The 16,153-nt window shown below is 66.8% G+C and carries 15 protein-coding genes and 1 pseudogene; 6 read left to right on the top strand and 10 right to left on the bottom strand.

Features of this window, described 5'->3' with window-relative positions:
• Positions 1–24 precede the first annotated feature (24 nt).
• Genes ACFOES_RS17880 through ACFOES_RS17890 form a run of 3 tightly spaced genes read right to left on the bottom strand, consistent with a single transcriptional unit; the run spans position 25 to position 3,950 of the window.
• Positions 25–741, bottom strand: coding sequence for a sulfotransferase-like domain-containing protein (locus tag ACFOES_RS17880; RefSeq protein ID WP_377834731.1), 717 nt, complete (start codon positions 739–741; stop codon positions 25–27).
• On the bottom strand, positions 741–1,649 hold the full coding sequence (locus ACFOES_RS17885; RefSeq protein WP_377834732.1) for a D-amino acid aminotransferase: 909 nt from the start codon (positions 1,647–1,649) through the stop codon (positions 741–743). Before ACFOES_RS17885 ends, ACFOES_RS17880 begins: the two co-directional genes overlap by 1 nt.
• A gap of 42 nt (positions 1,650–1,691) precedes the next feature.
• Positions 1,692–3,950, bottom strand: a complete 2,259-nt coding sequence (locus ACFOES_RS17890) for an NADP-dependent malic enzyme (protein WP_377834733.1) — start codon at positions 3,948–3,950, stop codon at positions 1,692–1,694.
• Positions 3,951–4,104: 154 nt separating this feature from the next.
• Between ACFOES_RS17890 and mutS the strand changes: the two genes are divergently transcribed.
• Positions 4,105–6,741: a DNA mismatch repair protein MutS gene (gene mutS, locus ACFOES_RS17895; protein ID WP_377834785.1), complete on the top strand. Its 2,637-nt coding sequence runs from the start codon at positions 4,105–4,107 to the stop codon at positions 6,739–6,741.
• Positions 6,742–6,821: 80 nt separating this feature from the next.
• Here mutS and ACFOES_RS17900 read toward each other — a convergent pair whose 3' ends face one another.
• Together ACFOES_RS17900 and hrcA are read right to left on the bottom strand one after the other, a co-directional pair.
• On the bottom strand, positions 6,822–7,364 hold the full coding sequence (locus tag ACFOES_RS17900; RefSeq protein ID WP_377834734.1) for a nucleotide exchange factor GrpE: 543 nt from the start codon (positions 7,362–7,364) through the stop codon (positions 6,822–6,824).
• A 3-nt stretch (positions 7,365–7,367) separates the two neighbouring features.
• Positions 7,368–8,438: a heat-inducible transcriptional repressor HrcA gene (hrcA, locus tag ACFOES_RS17905; RefSeq protein WP_377834735.1), complete on the bottom strand. Its 1,071-nt coding sequence runs from the start codon at positions 8,436–8,438 to the stop codon at positions 7,368–7,370.
• A 130-nt stretch (positions 8,439–8,568) separates the two neighbouring features.
• Here hrcA and rph point away from each other — a divergent pair, with 130 nt between their 5' ends.
• From rph to ACFOES_RS17930, 5 genes are all read left to right on the top strand, one after another.
• Entirely contained in the window at positions 8,569–9,279 is a 711-nt protein-coding gene (rph, locus tag ACFOES_RS17910; RefSeq protein ID WP_377834736.1) for a ribonuclease PH, read from the top strand.
• Positions 9,279–9,887 carry an RdgB/HAM1 family non-canonical purine NTP pyrophosphatase gene (gene rdgB / locus ACFOES_RS17915; RefSeq protein ID WP_377834737.1) on the top strand — a complete coding sequence of 203 codons (609 nt, stop codon included), beginning with the start codon at positions 9,279–9,281 and terminating at the stop codon, positions 9,885–9,887. Before rph ends, rdgB begins: the two co-directional genes overlap by 1 nt.
• Positions 9,884–10,264 (top strand): RidA family protein, encoded by a 381-nt coding sequence (locus ACFOES_RS17920; protein ID WP_377834738.1) that lies wholly within the window; start codon positions 9,884–9,886, stop codon positions 10,262–10,264. The genes rdgB and ACFOES_RS17920 overlap by 4 nt, the downstream gene beginning before the upstream one ends.
• A gap of 69 nt (positions 10,265–10,333) precedes the next feature.
• A complete protein-coding gene (hemW, locus tag ACFOES_RS17925; protein ID WP_377834786.1) occupies positions 10,334–11,491 on the top strand; it encodes a radical SAM family heme chaperone HemW in 1,158 nt (385 codons plus the stop codon).
• Positions 11,492–11,845: a YbaN family protein gene (locus ACFOES_RS17930; protein WP_377834739.1), complete on the top strand. Its 354-nt coding sequence runs from the start codon at positions 11,492–11,494 to the stop codon at positions 11,843–11,845.
• Here the strand turns inward: ACFOES_RS17930 and ACFOES_RS21070 are convergent.
• The 5 genes and pseudogenes from ACFOES_RS21070 to mnmG all read right to left on the bottom strand — a co-directional run bounded on the left by ACFOES_RS21070 (position 11,820) and on the right by mnmG (position 16,148).
• Positions 11,820–11,948: a hypothetical protein gene (locus tag ACFOES_RS21070; protein ID WP_449222440.1), complete on the bottom strand. Its 129-nt coding sequence runs from the start codon at positions 11,946–11,948 to the stop codon at positions 11,820–11,822. The genes ACFOES_RS17930 and ACFOES_RS21070 overlap by 26 nt on opposite strands.
• A 229-nt stretch (positions 11,949–12,177) precedes the next feature.
• Positions 12,178–12,807 (bottom strand): annotated as a pseudogene (locus tag ACFOES_RS21075) (ParB/RepB/Spo0J family partition protein); the annotation flags it as partial.
• A 59-nt stretch (positions 12,808–12,866) separates the two neighbouring features.
• Positions 12,867–13,673 (bottom strand): ParA family protein, encoded by an 807-nt coding sequence (locus ACFOES_RS17940; protein ID WP_377834741.1) that lies wholly within the window; start codon positions 13,671–13,673, stop codon positions 12,867–12,869.
• A complete protein-coding gene (gene rsmG / locus ACFOES_RS17945; protein ID WP_377834742.1) occupies positions 13,666–14,292 on the bottom strand; it encodes a 16S rRNA (guanine(527)-N(7))-methyltransferase RsmG in 627 nt (208 codons plus the stop codon). The genes ACFOES_RS17940 and rsmG overlap by 8 nt, the downstream gene beginning before the upstream one ends.
• Positions 14,289–16,148 carry a tRNA uridine-5-carboxymethylaminomethyl(34) synthesis enzyme MnmG gene (mnmG, locus tag ACFOES_RS17950; RefSeq protein ID WP_377834743.1) on the bottom strand — a complete coding sequence of 620 codons (1,860 nt, stop codon included), beginning with the start codon at positions 16,146–16,148 and terminating at the stop codon, positions 14,289–14,291. Before mnmG ends, rsmG begins: the two co-directional genes overlap by 4 nt.
• Positions 16,149–16,153 lie beyond the last annotated feature (5 nt).

Here is a 16,153-nt window from a genome sequence, read left to right on the forward strand (position 1 = left end):
CCCAGATACTCCCGCCGGAGGCGCTTACAGGCAATGCGCCCGCAGCCGCTCGTAGAACGGCAGCGCCTGTTCCGCCAGCCGGGCATAGTCCCCGTCCAGCTCCGGCAACGGCCCCTCGGCGCCGTCGAAACCGGTCGAGCGGTGGACCGCGCCGTACCAATGCGGCGCCCAGGCGCCGTCATAGGGTTTCGGTCCGGCGGGCCAGTGCAGCATCTGCTCGGTGAAGGAAATCCCCAGCCCGGCGCAGAGCTTCGCCAGCGTTTCACGTGGCGCGGCGCGGATGTCGGCGCTGTCGACCACCAGCGGCGCGCGGCCCAGCCAATCGGCGACCTGGTCGAACAGCTCCGCCTGCTGGGTGAAGCCGATATCGGCCAGGGTCGGCCCCTCGCGTTTCCTCGCATAGCTGGCGACGACCCGTACCGGGTGGCGGATGAGAAAGACATTCTCGCAGGTCCGCATGAAGTCCCGGGGGAAACCGGGGATCATGTGGACCGTCATGTGTTTCTGGTAAAACAGGCTCTGTTGCTGCGGAATCGGCCCTTCGCAGGCGGCGGCGACCCTGGCCGGGTCGACCTCTCCCGCGGCGATGATTTCGTCCTTCATCGGGTGGTCGATGCCGGTCACCTTCAGATAGGCGGCATAGAAGGGTTCGTCCCAGGCGGCGCAATCACCGCGGGCGGCGAAGGCATACATCATCGCCGTCGACAGGTTGCGCGGGCCGGACCACATGGCGATGCGCATCACCGGCATTCCCGCGCGATCAGGTCCTTGTAGAGCGCCCGGATGCGTTCGGTCATCGGCCCCATCTCGCCCGTCCCGATCACCCGCCCGTCGATCTCGCCCACCGGGGTCTGGGCGCCGAAAGTGCCGGTCAGGAAGGCCTCGTCGGCACCGTAGGTATCGACCAGCGAGTAGTTGCGCTCGTACACCGGGATGCCCTCGGCCCGGCAAACGTCGATCACCTTCTGCCGCGTGATCCCGTTCATGCAATAGTCGCCGGTCGAGGTCCAAACCTCGCCCTTGCGGACGATGAAGAAGTTGCAGGCGTTGGTGGTGTTGACGAAACCGTTGACGTCGAGCATCAGCCCCTCGTCCGCCCCCGCCTTCTCGGCCGCGATGCAGGCAAGGATGCAGTTGAGCTTGGAATGCGAGTTCAGCTTGGGGTCCTGCGTCATCGGCAGCCCGCGGATATGCGGCACGGTGGCCAGCCGAATCGGCCGCGGGATCGAGGGCCGCGAATGTTCCATGATGATCGCGACGGTCGGGCCCTGCTGCGACAGCGACGGGTGCTGGAACGGGCGCGATTTCACCCCGCGCGTCACCATCAGCCTTGCATGGGCGTCGGTCTCCATCCCGTTCGCCTGCCGCAACGCCTCCAACGCCGCCACCACCCCGGCCCGGTCGAGGCCGATATCGAGGTCGAGCGCCTTGGCCGCCTCGAACAGCCGGTCGAGATGGTCGTCGAGGAAGGCCCAGCGGCCGTTATAGAGCCGCAGCCCCTCCCAGATGCCGTCGCCCAGCATGAAGCCGCTGTCGTAGATGCTGACCACGGCCTGCTCGCGCGGGACGATCCTGCCGTTGAGATAGAACAGCAGATCCGCGTTGCGCGCATCCTCCTCGGCCTGGTGGGTCGTCACATGCTCCTGCACCCCGAACCTCTTTTAACAGTCCCTGACAGGGCCGAAATCGCCCTAGCCCACCTTGCAGGCGGCGATCACGGCCATGTTGAGAATGTCGTTGACGGTCGAGGTTGTCGAGCAGATCTGGATCGACTTGTCGACGCCGGAAAGGATCGGGCCGATCACCGTCGCCCCCGCCATTTCCTGCATCAGCTTGACCGAGATCGAGGCCGAGTGCCGCGCCGGCACCACCAGCACGTTGGCCGGACCGGTGAGGCGGCTGAACGGGTATTGCGCCATGGCGCTCATGTTCAGGGCCACATCGACGGTCATCTCGCCCTCGTATTCGAAATCCACTCCCATCCGGTCGAGCGCCTCGGGCGCCTCGTGCATCTTCATCGCACGTTCCGAGATCGGGTAGCCGAAGGTCGAGAAGGAGACGAAGGCGACGCGCGGCTCGATGCCGAGGTTGCGGGCGACGCCGGCGGATTTCACCGCGATATTGGCAAGGTCCTCGGGCTCGGGCCATTCATGGACCAGCGTGTCGGCGATCATCACCACCCGGCCCTTGTGCAGCAGGGCGGTGACGCCGACGGCGCCATCCTCGGCCCTTGCGTCGAAGACGTGGTTGATCAGGCCCAGCACATAGGCCGATTTGCGGGTCACGCCCGTCACCATCGCGTCGCCATGGCCATGGGCCAGCATCAGCGCGGCAAAGACGTGGCGGTCGCGCGCGGCAAGACGATGGATGTCCTTGCCGTCATAGCCCTTGCGCTGCAGCCGGTTGGCAAGGAACTGCTTGTAGGTATCGAGGTGGCGGGTATTGGCGGCGTTGACCACCTCGATCTCGCGCACCGCGTCGGCCAGGCCCTCGGCGGTGAGCTTTTCGCGCACATCCGCCTCGCGGCCGACGACGATGGCATGGCCGAGGCCCGAGCGTTGATAGGCGACCGCGGCACGCAGCACGCGCGGGTCGTCGCCCTCGGCAAAGATCATCCGCGCCTGCGCCATCCGGGCCCGGGCATGCAGGCCCTGCAGCATCGAGGCCGTCGGGTCCATCCGCGCCTTGAGGCTCAGCTCATAGGCCTCCATGTCGATGATCGGCCGCCGCGCCGCGCCGGTATCCATCCCGGCCCGCGCCACCGCCGGCGGAATGGTGTGGATCAGGCGCGGGTCGAAGGGCGTCGGGATGATGTAGTCGCGGCCGAAGGACAGCTTGCGGCCATAGGCCATCGCCACCTCGTCCGGCACATCCTCGCGCGCCAATGCCGCCAGCGCCTGGGCGCAGGCGATCTTCATCTCGTCGTTGATCGCCCGGGCGTGGATATCCAGCGCGCCGCGGAACAGGTAGGGAAAGCCGAGCACGTTGTTGACCTGGTTCGGGTAGTCCGACCGCCCCGTCGCCACGATCGCGTCGGGGCGCACCGCATGCGCCTCTTCCGGCGTGATCTCGGGATCCGGGTTGGCCATGGCGAAGATGACCGGGTTGTCGGCCATGCTTTCGACCATCTCCTGCGTCACCGCGCCCTTGGCCGAGACGCCGAGGAACACGTCGGCGCCCTGCATCGCATCCTCCAGCGTCCGCGCCTTGGTCTTGGCGGCATGGGCCGATTTCCACTGGTTCATGCCCTCGGTGCGGCCCTGGTAGATCACCCCCTTGGTGTCGCACATGATGCAGTTGTCGTGCCGCGCGCCCATCGTCTTGAGCAGTTCGAGACAGGCGATGCCGGCCGCGCCGGCGCCGTTGAGGACGATCTTGCAATCCTCGATCTTCTTGCCGCTGAGCTCGAGCGCGTTGATCAGCCCGGCGGCGCAGATCACGGCGGTGCCGTGCTGATCGTCATGGAACACCGGAATGTCCATGATCTCCTTCAGCCGCTGCTCGATGATGAAGCATTCCGGCGCCTTGATATCCTCGAGGTTGATGCCGCCGAAGGTCGGCCCCATCAGCTTGACCGCCTGGATGATCTCGTCCGGGTCCTCGGTATCGAGCTCGATGTCGATGGCGTTGACGTCGGCGAAGCGCTTGAACAGCACCGCCTTGCCCTCCATCACCGGCTTGGAGGCCAGCGCGCCCAGGTTCCCCATGCCGAGGATCGCGGTGCCGTTCGAGACCACGGCCACCATGTCGCCCTTGACGGTGTAGTCATAGGCGGTCTCGGGCCGCTCGGCGATCGCCGCCACCGGCACCGCGACGCCGGGCGAATAGGCGAGGCTCAGATCGCGCTGCGTCGCCATCGGCGTCGTCGCGACGATCTCGTATTTTCCCGGCCGCGGCTCGGAATGGTAGGCCAGCGCCTCGTCGTCGGTAATGCGGTTCTTCTTCTTCAAGGCCGGGATCCTCCTCCAATCCGAACGGTCATAGCGTCCCGGCAGCCCCCTGCCAACAGCGCCGATTTCCCGCTTTCCCGTCCGGGGCCGCTTTTGTAGTGTCGGCGCGCTCGCACAGGAGGAATACGTGGCCGCCGACACCCCCGTCACGCCGATGATGGCGCAATATCTGGAGATCAAGGCGCAGAACGCCGATGCGCTGCTGTTCTACCGGATGGGCGACTTTTACGAGATGTTCTTCGACGACGCGGTTGCGGCGGCCGAGGCGCTCGACATCGCCCTGACCAAGCGCGGCAAGCATCTGGGCGAGGATATCGCCATGTGCGGCGTGCCGGTCCATGCCGCCGAGGGCTACCTGCTGCAGCTGATCCGCAAGGGCTTCCGCGTCGCCATCGCCGAGCAGATGGAAGACCCGGCCGAAGCCAAGAAACGCGGCTCGAAATCCGTCGTCCGGCGTGACGTGGTGCGGCTGGTGACGCCGGGAACGCTGACCGAGGAAAGCCTGCTCGAGGCACGGCGCCACAACTTCCTTGCCGCCTATGCCGAGGTCCGCGACGAGGCCGCGCTGGCCTGGGCCGACATCTCGACCGGCGAGTTCCGCGTCATGCCCTGCCCGGCGGTGCGATTGGGGCCGGAGCTGGCCCGGCTCAGCCCGCGCGAAGTGGTCGTCAGCGAGGTGAAAGAGGCCGATCTGGCCGGAACAGTGACGGAATCCGGCGCCGCGCTCACCCCGCTCGCCCGCGCCAGCTTCGACAGCAGCGCGGCCGAAAAGCGGCTCTGCGCCCTCTACAATGTCGGCTCATTGGAAGCTTACGGCAGCTTCACCCGGGCGGAGCTGTCGGCGATGGGTGCCATCGTCGATTACCTCGAGCTGACCCAGCGCGGCAAACTGCCGCTGCTGAGGGTGCCGTTGCGCGAAAGCGCGTCGAAAACCGTCCAGATCGACGCCGCGACCCGCCGCAACCTGGAAATCACCGCCAGCCTGTCGGGCGGCCGCGAGGGCTCGCTGCTCATCGCGATCGACCGCACCGTCACCGCCGCCGGCGGCCGGCTGCTCGAACGTCGCCTGTCGAGCCCGTCGCGCGACCTCAATGAAATCCACGCCCGCCACCTCGCCGTGCGCTTCCTGCTCGATCAGCGCCGGCTGGCCGAGGACCTGCGCACCGCCCTGCGCAAGGCGCCGGACATGGACCGGGCGCTGTCGCGGCTCGCCCTCGACCGCGGCGGCCCGCGCGACCTGGCCGCGATCCGCAACGGCCTGACCCAGGCCGGCACCGTTGCCGAGGACATCGCCGCGGCCGAGGCGCCCCCGCTGCTCAACCAGGCCGCCACCGCGCTGGTCGGCCACGAGGCACTGGTCGATCTGCTCGATCAGGCGCTGGTGGCCGAACCGCCGCTGCTCGCCCGCGACGGCGGCTTCATCGCGCCGGGCTTCGACGCCGATCTCGACGAGGCCCGGACCCTGCGCGACGAGGGCCGCGGTGTGATTGCCCGGATGCAGGCGGACTACGCCGCCCAGACCGGCATCGCCTCGCTGAAGATCAAGCACAACAACGTGCTGGGCTATTTCATCGAGACCACCGCCACCCACGCCGAGAAGATGCTCTCGGCGCCGCTCAACGAGACCTTCATCCATCGCCAGACCACGGCCAACCAGGTGCGTTTCACCACGGTCGATCTGAGCGAGATGGAAACCAAGATCCTCAATGCCGGCAACCGGGCGCTGGAGATCGAAAAGCGTCTCTATGACAGCCTGAAAGGGGCAATTCTCGACCGCGCCGCCCAGATCGGGGAAGCCGCCCGCGCCCTGTCCGAGATCGATCTCGCCGCCGCCTTCGCCGACCTCGCCGCGGCCGAGGACTGGGTCGAGCCCAAGGTCGACGACAGCCGCGCCTTCGAGGTTCAGGGCGGCCGCCACCCGGTGGTGGAACGGGCGCTGCGCAAGCAGGGCGCCGGGCCGTTCATCGCCAACGATTGCGACCTGACCGCGGGCGACACCCCGGCGATCTGGCTGCTGACCGGCCCCAACATGGCCGGCAAATCGACCTTCCTGCGCCAGAACGCCCTCATTGCCCTGCTCGCCCAGGCCGGCAGCTACGTTCCCGCCGCCAGCGCCCATATCGGCCTGGTCAGCCAGCTCTTCAGCCGGGTCGGCGCCGCTGACGACCTCGCCCGCGGCCGCTCGACCTTCATGGTCGAGATGGTGGAAACCGCGGCGATCCTCAACCAGGCCGACGACCGGGCGCTGGTGATCCTCGACGAGATCGGCCGCGGCACCGCCACCTATGATGGGCTCTCGATCGCCTGGGCGGTGCTGGAGCATCTGCACGACGTCAACCGCTGCCGCGCCCTCTTCGCCACCCACTACCACGAGATGACGGCGCTGGCGCAGAAGCTGGACGGGGTCGAGAACGCCACCGTCGCCGTGCGCGAATGGGAGGGCGAGGTGATTTTCCTGCACGAGGTGCTGAAAGGCGCCGCCGACCGCAGCTACGGCGTCCAGGTCGCGCGCCTCGCCGGCCTGCCCGAGGCGGTCGTCCACCGCGCCCGCACCGTGCTCGACGCGCTGGAGAAGGGTGAGCGCGAAGGCGGCGCGGCGAAACAGGCGCTGATCGACGACCTGCCGCTCTTCGCCGCCACCCCGCCGGCCCCCGCACCGCGCGCGCCCGCCGAGACGTCGCAAGTCGAAAACCGCCTGCGCGAGATCCACCCCGACGAGCTCACCCCGCTCGACGCCCTGCGCTTGATCTACGAGCTGCGCGAGGGCTTGAACGCAAAAGAGGGCCCCTAGGCCCTCTGCAACTTCCTCTCAGTCCAAATATCCCACGGGGGTCCGGGGGTGTGAAACCCCCGGCGCCCGCCGCAAGCGCCTCAGCTGGCCGGCGTCGACGACACGCCCACCTGCGCCGGGCGCAGCAGCCGGTCATGCAGCATGAAGCCTTCGGTCATCACCTGGATGATCTGTCCCGCCTGCGTCCCCGGCAGCGGCGCCTCGAACATCGCCTCGTGCTGGTTCGGATCGAAGGTCTCGCCGACCTCGGGCGAGATCAGCACGATGCCGTGCTTGGAAAACACGTTGAGCAACTCGCGCATGGTCAGCTCGATGCCTTCCAGCAGCGACTTCTGGGTCTCGCGCTGCTCCTCGGTCACCGCCGCCAGGGCACGGCTCAGGTTGTCATAGACCGGCAGCATGTCGCGGGCGAGTTTCGAGCCGCCATATTGCTCGGCCTCGCGCCGGTCCCGTTCGCCGCGCTTGCGGGCATTCTCGGCATCGGCCAGTGCGCGCATGAAACGCTCGCGCATCTCGTCGCGCTCGGCCCGCAGCTGTTCGATCTCCGATGTGTCGAAGATGTCTTCGCCGCCTTCAGCACCGGCCAGTTCGTCCAGGAAATCGTCTTTCTTCTCGTCTGCCATTCTCTACCCCTTGCCCCGGTCGGAAATCAGCTTTCCAACCAGTTGCGCCGTGTAATCGACGATCGGCACGATGCGTCCGTAATTCAGCCGCGTCGGACCAATCACGCCGATGGCGCCGATGATCTTACGGTCAGCGTTCATATAGGGAGAGACCACCAGAGAGGAACCCGAAAGTGAGAAAAGCTTGTTCTCGGAGCCGATAAAAATGCGCACACCCTCGCCCTCTTCGGCGAGTTCGAGGAATTCGGCAATGTCCCGCTTACGCTCGAGGTCGTCGAACAGATTGCGGATGCGGTCCAGCTCCTCGGCCTCGGCCGCGGATTCGAGCAGATTCGCCCGACCGCGGACGATCAGCCGCTCGTAGCGGCCGCCCTCGTCCTCCCAGACGGCGAGGCCACTTTCCACCAGCTCCCCGGCCAGCGCATCGATCTCGCGCCGGCGGGCGGCGATCTCCTTGCCGATGCTGCTGCGCAGCTCCGACAGGGTCCGTCCCTCGGCCAGCGCGTTGAGGAAATTCGCCGCCTCGCGCATCGCCGAGGGCGTGAGGCCCGGCGGCGGCGTGAAGACGCGGTTCTCGACATGGCCGTCGCCAAAGACCAGCACGACCAGCGCGCGGCCCGGCGCCAGGCTGACGAATTCGATATGGCGGATCGGCGCCTCGTGTTTCGGCGTCAGGACAAGGCTCGCCCCCTGGGTCAGCCCGGACAGGGCGGAGCCGACACGGTCGAGCACCGCGCCCATGTCGGTTTCGTTGCTGCCCAGCGTCCGGTCGATCTTCTCGCGGTCGTCCTGATCGACGGCGCCGACTTCCAGCAACCCGTCGACGAACATGCGCAGCCCCATCTGCGTCGGCACCCGGCCGGCCGAGACATGCGGACTGTCGAGCAGGCCGAGATATTCCAGGTCCTGCATCACGTTGCGGATCGTCGCCGCACTGACCTTCTCGCTCATCGTGCGGGTCAGCGTGCGCGAGCCGACCGGGTCGCCGGAGCTCAGGTAGCCTTCGACGACACGGCGGAACACCTCGCGCGATCGGTCGTTCAACTCGGCCAGGATTTTCGAGCCTTCGGTCATTTCCCTCGGGACCTCTTGCAGCCGTCTCATTAAAGGCCGCCATTCTCCGCCGTCAATCGGTGCCGTCGATCGGGGTTGCATCGCCGCCCGGCGGATGGGTATCTGGCAGCAAAGCAGGAAAGGATTTCCCATGCGGCCTTCGGGACGACAGATAAGCGATATGCGGCCAATTTCAATCGAAACGGGCGTGACAAAACATGCCGAGGGGTCGTGCCTGATCAAGTGCGGCGACACCCATGTCCTGTGCACCGCCTCGATCGAAGACCGGCCGCCGCCGTTCCTGCGCAATACCGGCCAGGGCTGGGTGACGGCCGAATACGGCATGTTGCCGCGCGCCACCAACACCCGCACCCGGCGCGAGGCCGCTTCAGGCAAGCAATCGGGCCGGACCCAGGAGATCCAGCGCCTGATCGGCCGCAGCCTGCGCGCCGGCATCGACCGGCTTGCCCTTGGCGAACGCCAGATCACCGTCGATTGCGACGTGATCCAGGCCGACGGCGGCACCCGCTGCGCCTCGATCACCGGCGGCTGGGTGGCGCTGCGCCTTGCCGTGAACAAGCTGCTCAAGGCCGGGCTGGTGACGTCCGACCCGATCCTCGACCATGTCGCCGCGGTCTCCTGCGGCATCTATGCCGGACAGCCGGTGCTCGACCTCGACTATGCCGAGGACAGCGAGGCCGGGACCGACGGCAACTTCATCCTCACCGGTCACGGCCGGCTGATCGAGGTGCAGATGTCGGCCGAGGGCGCAACTTTCTCGCGCGAGGAGATGAACCAGCTGCTCGATCTGGCCGAGGCCGGCACCGCGCAGCTGATCGAAGCGCAGAAGGCAGCGATCTGATGCGGCGGTTCACGGAAAAAGCGCTGCTGGTGGCAACCCATAACAGCGGCAAGCTGGAGGAAATCGCCAATCTGCTCGAGCCCTTCGGCATTTCCGTGACCTCCGCCGGAGAAATGGGCCTGCCCGAGCCGGAAGAGACCGAGACCACCTTCGTCGGCAATGCCCGGATCAAGGCCCATGCCGCTGCCAAGGCGACGGGACTGCCGGCGCTGGCCGACGATTCCGGGATCGAGATCGACGCTCTGGGCGGCGCTCCCGGCGTCTACACCGCCGATTGGGCCGAAACGCCTGATGGGCGCGATTTCGTCATGGCGATGACCAAAACCTGGGACAAGCTGGAAGCCGCGAACGCCCCGTTCCCGCGCACCGCCCGCTTCTGCTGCACCCTGGTGCTGGCCTGGCCCGACGGCCATGACGAGGTGTTCGAAGGCCGGATGACGGGCCAGATCGTCTGGCCGATGCGCGGCGATCAGGGCCATGGCTACGATCCGATCTTCCAGCCCGATGGATACGAACAAACGTTCGGCGAAATGGACCGCTGGGAGAAGAACAAGATCAGCCACCGCGCCGACGCCTTCCGCAAGCTGGTGAAGGGATGCTTCGCATGAGCCGAAAACTAATTTCCTCTGGCTCGCCCTTCGAGGCGACGATGGGCTATTCCCGCGCCGTGGTGCAGGGCGACTGGTGCTTCGTCTCCGGCACCACCGGCTATGACTATGCCAGCATGACGATGCCGGAAGACCCGGCCGAACAGGCGCGCAACTGCTTCGCCACCATCGCCAAGGTGCTGGACGAGGCCGGTTTCGCCATGGCCGACATCGTCCGGGTGCAATACACCGTCACCGACACCGCGCTTGTCGAGGTGATCGTTCCGGCACTGGGCGAGGCGCTTGGCGAAATCCGCCCTGCCGCCACCATGGTCATCGCCGACCTGATCAAGCCGGAAATGAAGATCGAGATCGAGGTCACGGCCTTTCGCGGCTGAGCCTCGATTGCGCAACAGGCTCCGACACCCTAGATAATGCGCCGAACTCCACAGGATCGGCGCATCATCATGGAAGACTGGCGCAACGGCGGCTTCGGGCTCTACCTGCATTGGCCCTTCTGCGCCTCGAAATGCCCCTATTGCGATTTCAACAGCCATGTCGTGGCCGAGATCGACCAGGGGCGCTGGCAAAAGGCCTATCTGAGCGAGATCGCCCGCCTCGGCGCCGAAACCGAGAGTCGCCTGCTCAACACCGTCTTCTTCGGCGGCGGCACCCCCAGCCTGATGGACCCCGATCTGGTCGCCGCGATCATCGAGACGATCCGCGCCACCTGGCCGATGGCCAACGACCTCGAAGTCACGCTCGAGGCCAATCCCGGCTCGGTCGAAGCCGGCCGCTTCCGCGGTTATCGCGAGGCCGGGGTCAATCGCGTTTCCATGGGCCTGCAGGCGCTGAACGACGACGATCTGCGTCGTCTCGGCCGCCTCCACACCGTCGCCGAGGCCCGCGCCGCCTTCGACATCGCCCGCAATACCTTCGACCGGGTAAGTTTCGACCTCATCTATGCCCGCCAGCACCAGAGCCTCGCCGATTGGCGCGCCGAGCTGACCGAGGCGCTGTCGATGGCGGTCGATCACCTGTCGCTCTATCAACTGACCATCGAGGACGGCACCGCCTTCGGCGCCCGCGCCGCCGCCGGCAAGCTCAAGGGCCTGCCCGAGGACGACAGCGCCGCCGACATGTATGCGGTGACGCAGGAGGTGACGGATGCGGCCGGCCTGAACGCCTACGAGGTTTCGAACCACGCCCGCCCCGGCGCCGAGTCGCGGCACAACCTGATCTACTGGCGCTATGGCGACTATGTCGGCATCGGCCCCGGCGCCCATGGCCGCCTCACCCTGAACGGCGGCCGGGTTGCCACCGACACGCCCACCGCGCCCCTGCCCTGGCTGAGCCAGGTCGAGACAAAGGGTCACGGGGAGCGCGAAAGACAGGCCTTGAGCTTGAAAGACCAGGCTTCGGAATACCTAATGATGGGGCTGAGGCTGGCCGAAGGGCTGGATCTCGCCCGCTATGCCTATTTGGCCGGAGAGTCGATAAATATGAATATTATCAATGATTTGGAAGATATTGGCATGGTCTGTAGCACGCCGGAGCGGCTGATCGCCACCGATCGCGGGCGGATGGTCCTCAACGCGGTGATCCGCGAACTTCTGGTGGCCTGAATGCCCTGGATCTGGACGGCATTCGGCGGTCTGGCCCTCGCCCTCGGCGCCATCGGGATATTCCTGCCGCTGCTGCCGACGGTGCCTTTCCTGCTGCTCGCCGCCTTCTGTTTTGCCCGCTCCTCCGAACGGCTGCATGATTGGCTGCTCGGCCATCCCCTCTTCGGCCCGCCGATCGAGAACTGGCGCCAGAGCGGCGCCATCTCGCGCCGCGCCAAATGGGCGGCGAGCCTCTCGATCGCCGCCGCCTTCACCCTGTCGCTTGTCCTTGGCGTCAAGCCGCTGATCCTGGGAATTCAGGCCGTGACGCTGATCGCCGTCAGCCTGTTCATCTGGACCCGGCCAGAGGCGTAGCGGTCAGCACCCGGCACAGCTCGTCCAGATCCTCGAGCGTCTTGTAGTTGATCACCAGCTGGCCCTCGCCGCTCTCGGCGCGATGGTTGATCAGCACCTTCATGCCCAGATTGGCGGCCAGGTCCGATTCCAGTGCCCGTGTATCGGCATCCTTTTCCGGCGCCGCCCGCCGCGGCGCCGCCGCGGCCTTCGCCGGCGCCTTGGCCAGCCTTTCGACCTCGCGCACCGAAAGCCCCTTGGCGATCACCTTGCNCCGCCGCGGCCTTCGCCGGCGCCTTGGCCAGCCTTTCGACCTCGCGCACCGAAAGCCCCTTGGCGATCACCTTGCGGGCCAGTTCAACCGGGTTTTCGGTGGTGATCAGCGCCCTGGCATGGCCCGCGCTCAGCTTGCCTTCGCGCAAGTAGCCCAGAACCTCGTCCGGCAGCTGCAACAGCCGCATCACGTTGGCAATATGGCTGCGGCTTTTCGAAAGCCCCTCGGCCAGCTTTTCCTGGGTATGGCCGAAGCGTTCCATCAACTGGCGATAGGCCATCGCCTCTTCCACCGGGTTGAGGTCGGCGCGCTGGATGTTCTCGATGATTGCGACTTCCAGCACCTCGGTATCGCTGAAATCGCGCACCAGGACCGGGATCTCGTGCAGTTTCGCCAGTTGCGACGCCCGCCAGCGCCGTTCGCCGGCAACGATCTCGTAGCCGTCCGCGGTCTTGGGGTCGCGGCGGACGATCAGCGGCTGGATCACCCCCTTGGCACGGATCGAATCGGCCAGTTCCTCGAGCCCCTCGGGCGAGAAGTCGCGCCGCGGCTGGTCGGGATTGGGCCGGATCTTCTCGACCGGCACCATCATGTCGGGGCGCTTGGGCTTCTGCTCGCCGCTTTCGGTCGTCGTCGTCGGCGTCACATCGGCCATCAGCGCCGACAAGCCGCGCCCCAGCCCGCGTCGTTCGTTCTTTTTCTCGCTCATTCTCGCCTCCCGGCGGTGCGGGCAGGACGAAATGCGCCCTCCCCGCTCCGCGCCTTATGCTAAGCCGCCTGCCCCCGGCGGTCGATCAATTCCCTGGCCAGCGACCGATAGGCCTCGCTGCCCTTCGATGCCGAATCGTATACCAGCACCGGCAGCGCGTAGGACGGCGCCTCGCTGACGCGGACATTGCGCGGCACGATGGTCTTGAAGACCAGGTCGCCCAGGTTGTCGCGCGCATCCGCCTCGACCAGTTGCGACAGGTTGTTGCGCTTGTCGAACATCGTCAACAGCACGCCTTCGATCCGCAGGTTCGGATTGGCGCTCTGCCGCACCTCGCGGATCGTCAACATCAGCTGCGAAAGCCCTTCCAGCGCGAAGAACTCGCTCTGAAGCGGCACCAGAACGGCATGCGCCGCCACCATCGCGTTCACCGTCAGCAGGCTGAGCGACGGCGGGCAGTCGATCAGCACGTAATCGAAGCGGTAGCGGTCGATCGCCGGCTGGCGCAGCGCGTCATGCAGCAGGAAACTGCGCTTTTCATTCGCCACCAGTTCGATATCGGCCGAGGACAGATCGGTCGTTGCCGGACAGATCCAGACATCGGGAACGGAGGTGGCAATCACCACATCTTCCAACGGCGCGTCGTCGATCAACAAGTCATAGGTGGTCATGCCGCGCTGGCCCGGTTCGATGCCCAGCCCGGTCGAGGCATTGCCCTGCGGATCGAGGTCGACGAGCAACACCCGCATTCCCTGCTCTGCCAGCGCAGCGGCCAGGTTGATTGCGGTGGTCGTCTTGCCCACGCCCCCCTTCTGGTTGGCGATGGCAAGGATGCGTGGCCCGGGCGGACGGGTCGGATCAGACACGCGCGAGTCCTCCGATACTCAGAATGACGGCTTTGGGATCGGTCTTGCTGGGATGTTTCTGAACGTCGAAACGCCAATGCGCAAGGGCTTCCTCGATCTCCTGCGCATGAGCGGCGCCCTTGAGGAAAATCGCCCTGCCCTCCGGCGCCAAGTGGCGCGCGGCGTAGCCCAGAAGATCGTCGAGCGGGGCCAGCGCCCGGGCGGACACGGCATCCGCGCCCAACGGCGCGAGCGCCTCGATTCTCTCGGGCCGGACCTCGACCTGCACCCCGGTTTCGCGCGCGACGGTGGACAGGAAGGTCGCCTTGCGGATATCGCTTTCGACCAGAGTCACCCGCAACTCCGGTGCCGCTTCGGCGGCGAGGATGGCGATGACGAGGCCGGGAAAGCCGCCGCCGCTGCCCAGGTCGGCCCAGCTGCGCGCGCCCTCGGGCTTGAGGTCAAAAATCTGCGCCGAATCAAGGAAATGCCGCGTCCAGAGCTGGGCCAGCGTGGACTTCGAAACCAGGTTGATCGCCCCGTTCCACTTCTCCAGCAGTGCCGCATAACACTCCAGCCGCGCCAATGTTTCACGTGAAACAGGCCGCTGAGCCAGGAACGCCGCCTTGCCGCCGTTCATGCGGATTTGCGCCGCGCCTGCCGCAGCTTGGCGAGGATCAGCGTCAACGCCGCCGGCGTCATCCCGTCAACCCGCCCGGCCTGCGCCAGCGTCCGCGGTTGCGCCCTGGCAAGCTTGCTCTTGAGCTCGTTCGACAGGCCGGGCAGCGCGGCGTAATCGAAGCCCTCCGGAATCTCCTGCCCCTCGTCGCGCTTCATCGCCTGCACGTCTTCCTGCTGACGCGCGATGTAATTGGCGTAGAGCGCGTCGCGGGCCAGCTGCTCCTGGATATCCGCCGGAATGTCGGCCAGCTCCGGCGCCAATGCGACCAGCTGGGCAAACCGCACATCCGGCACCGACAGCACCTCGGTCCCCGAACGCCGCGGCCCGTCGGCATTCAGCCGCACGCCGGTCGCCGCAATTTCCCGCGCGGTGAAAGACAGCGCGTCCAGCCGGCCCCGCCCCGCCTCGAGCGCGTCCATCTTCTCCGCGAATGCCCGCGCCCGCGCCTCCGCGATGCAGCCGATCTCCCTCCCGATCGGCGTCAGGCGCTGGTCAGCATTGTCGGCGCGCAACGACAACCGGAACTCGGCGCGCGAGGTGAACATGCGGTAGGGTTCGCTGACGCCCCGGGTCACGAGATCGTCGATCATCACCCCGATATAGCTTTCGGAGCGGCTGAAGGTGACGGCCTCCCGCCCCTGCGCCTGCAGCGCGGCGTTCAACCCGGCGACCAGCCCCTGCGCCGCCGCTTCCTCGTAGCCCGTGGTGCCGTTGATCTGCCCGGCCAGGAACAACCCCGGCACGTCGCGCAGTTCCAGCGTCGGCCGCAGCGCGCGCGGATCGACATAGTCGTATTCGATGGCATAGCCCGGCTGGAGGATTTTCACCCCCTCCAGGCCGCGAATCGAACGGACATAGGCCTCTTGCACCTCCTCCGGCAAGGAGGTCGAAATCCCGTTCGGATACACCGTCGGATCGTCAAGCCCTTCCGGCTCAAGGAAAATCTGGTGCGAGCTCTTATCGGCAAAGCGCACCACCTTGTCCTCGATCGACGGGCAGTAGCGTGGGCCGACCCCCTCGATATGCCCGCCATACATCGCCGAGCGGTCGAGGTTGTCGCGAATGATCTGGTGGGTCTTCTCGTTGGTATGGGTGATGCCACAGGCCACCTGGCGCACGAAGGGCGCGCGGTGGAGGAAGGAGAAAACGACCGGATCGTCGTCGCCCGGCTGTTCCTCCAGCAGATCCCAGCGGATCGTGCGCCCGTCCAGACGCGGTGGTGTCCCCGTCTTCAGCCGGCCCAGCGGCAGGCCGAAGCCGTCGATCCGCTCGGCCAGCTTGATCGACGGACGGTCGCCCATCCGGCCGCCCGGGCGCTGGACATCGCCGATATGGATGACGCCGCGCAGGAAAGTCCCGGTGGTCAGGACGACGGCGCCGGTGCGGATTTCGCTCCCATCGGCGAGGGCGAGGCCTGAGACCCGGTCGCCCTCCATCAGCAGGTCGGCCGCCTCGCCCTCGATCAGCTCGAGATTCGGTTGCGCCTCGATTTCGGCCAGCATCGCCTGGCGATAAAGCTTGCGGTCGGCCTGGGCCCGGGGGCCCTGTACTGCCGGCCCCTTGCGTCGGTTGAGCAGGCGGAACTGGATCCCGGCCTTGTCGGCCACCCGCCCCATCACCCCGTCCAGCGCATCGACCTCGCGCACCAGGTGGCCCTTGCCAAGGCCGCCGATCGCCGGATTGCAGGACATCACGCCAATATCGCTGCGCCGCAGGGTGACCAGCGCGGTCCGCGCGCCGAGGCGCGCCGCCGCATGGGCCGCGTCGGCGCCCGCATGGCCGCCCCCGATCACCACCACGTCAAAATGTTTCACGTGAA

The sequence above is a fragment of the Acidimangrovimonas pyrenivorans genome (genome assembly GCF_042643245.1).
Taxonomy (GTDB): domain Bacteria; phylum Pseudomonadota; class Alphaproteobacteria; order Rhodobacterales; family Rhodobacteraceae; genus Acidimangrovimonas; species Acidimangrovimonas pyrenivorans.

Bases quoted from the DNA above. Each gene is read 5' to 3' on its own strand.
- rsmG (WP_377834742.1), bottom strand. From the start codon at position 14,292: ATGAACGGCGGCAAGGCGGCGTTCCTGGCTCAGCGGCCTGTTTCACGT.
- ACFOES_RS17930 (WP_377834739.1), top strand. From the start codon at position 11,492: ATGCCCTGGATCTGGACGGCATTCGGCGGTCTGGCCCTCGCCCTCGGC.
- rdgB (WP_377834737.1), top strand. From the start codon at position 9,279: ATGCGGCGGTTCACGGAAAAAGCGCTGCTGGTGGCAACCCATAACAGC.
- ACFOES_RS17900 (WP_377834734.1), bottom strand. From the start codon at position 7,364: ATGGCAGACGAGAAGAAAGACGATTTCCTGGACGAACTGGCCGGTGCT.
- rph (WP_377834736.1), top strand. From the start codon at position 8,569: ATGCGGCCTTCGGGACGACAGATAAGCGATATGCGGCCAATTTCAATC.
- mutS (WP_377834785.1), top strand. From the start codon at position 4,105: ATGATGGCGCAATATCTGGAGATCAAGGCGCAGAACGCCGATGCGCTG.
- ACFOES_RS17920 (WP_377834738.1), top strand. From the start codon at position 9,884: ATGAGCCGAAAACTAATTTCCTCTGGCTCGCCCTTCGAGGCGACGATG.
- hemW (WP_377834786.1), top strand. From the start codon at position 10,334: ATGGAAGACTGGCGCAACGGCGGCTTCGGGCTCTACCTGCATTGGCCC.
- ACFOES_RS21070 (WP_449222440.1), bottom strand. From the start codon at position 11,948: ATGAAGGTGCTGATCAACCATCGCGCCGAGAGCGGCGAGGGCCAGCTG.
- hrcA (WP_377834735.1), bottom strand. From the start codon at position 8,438: ATGACCGAAGGCTCGAAAATCCTGGCCGAGTTGAACGACCGATCGCGC.
- ACFOES_RS17880 (WP_377834731.1), bottom strand. From the start codon at position 741: ATGCGCATCGCCATGTGGTCCGGCCCGCGCAACCTGTCGACGGCGATG.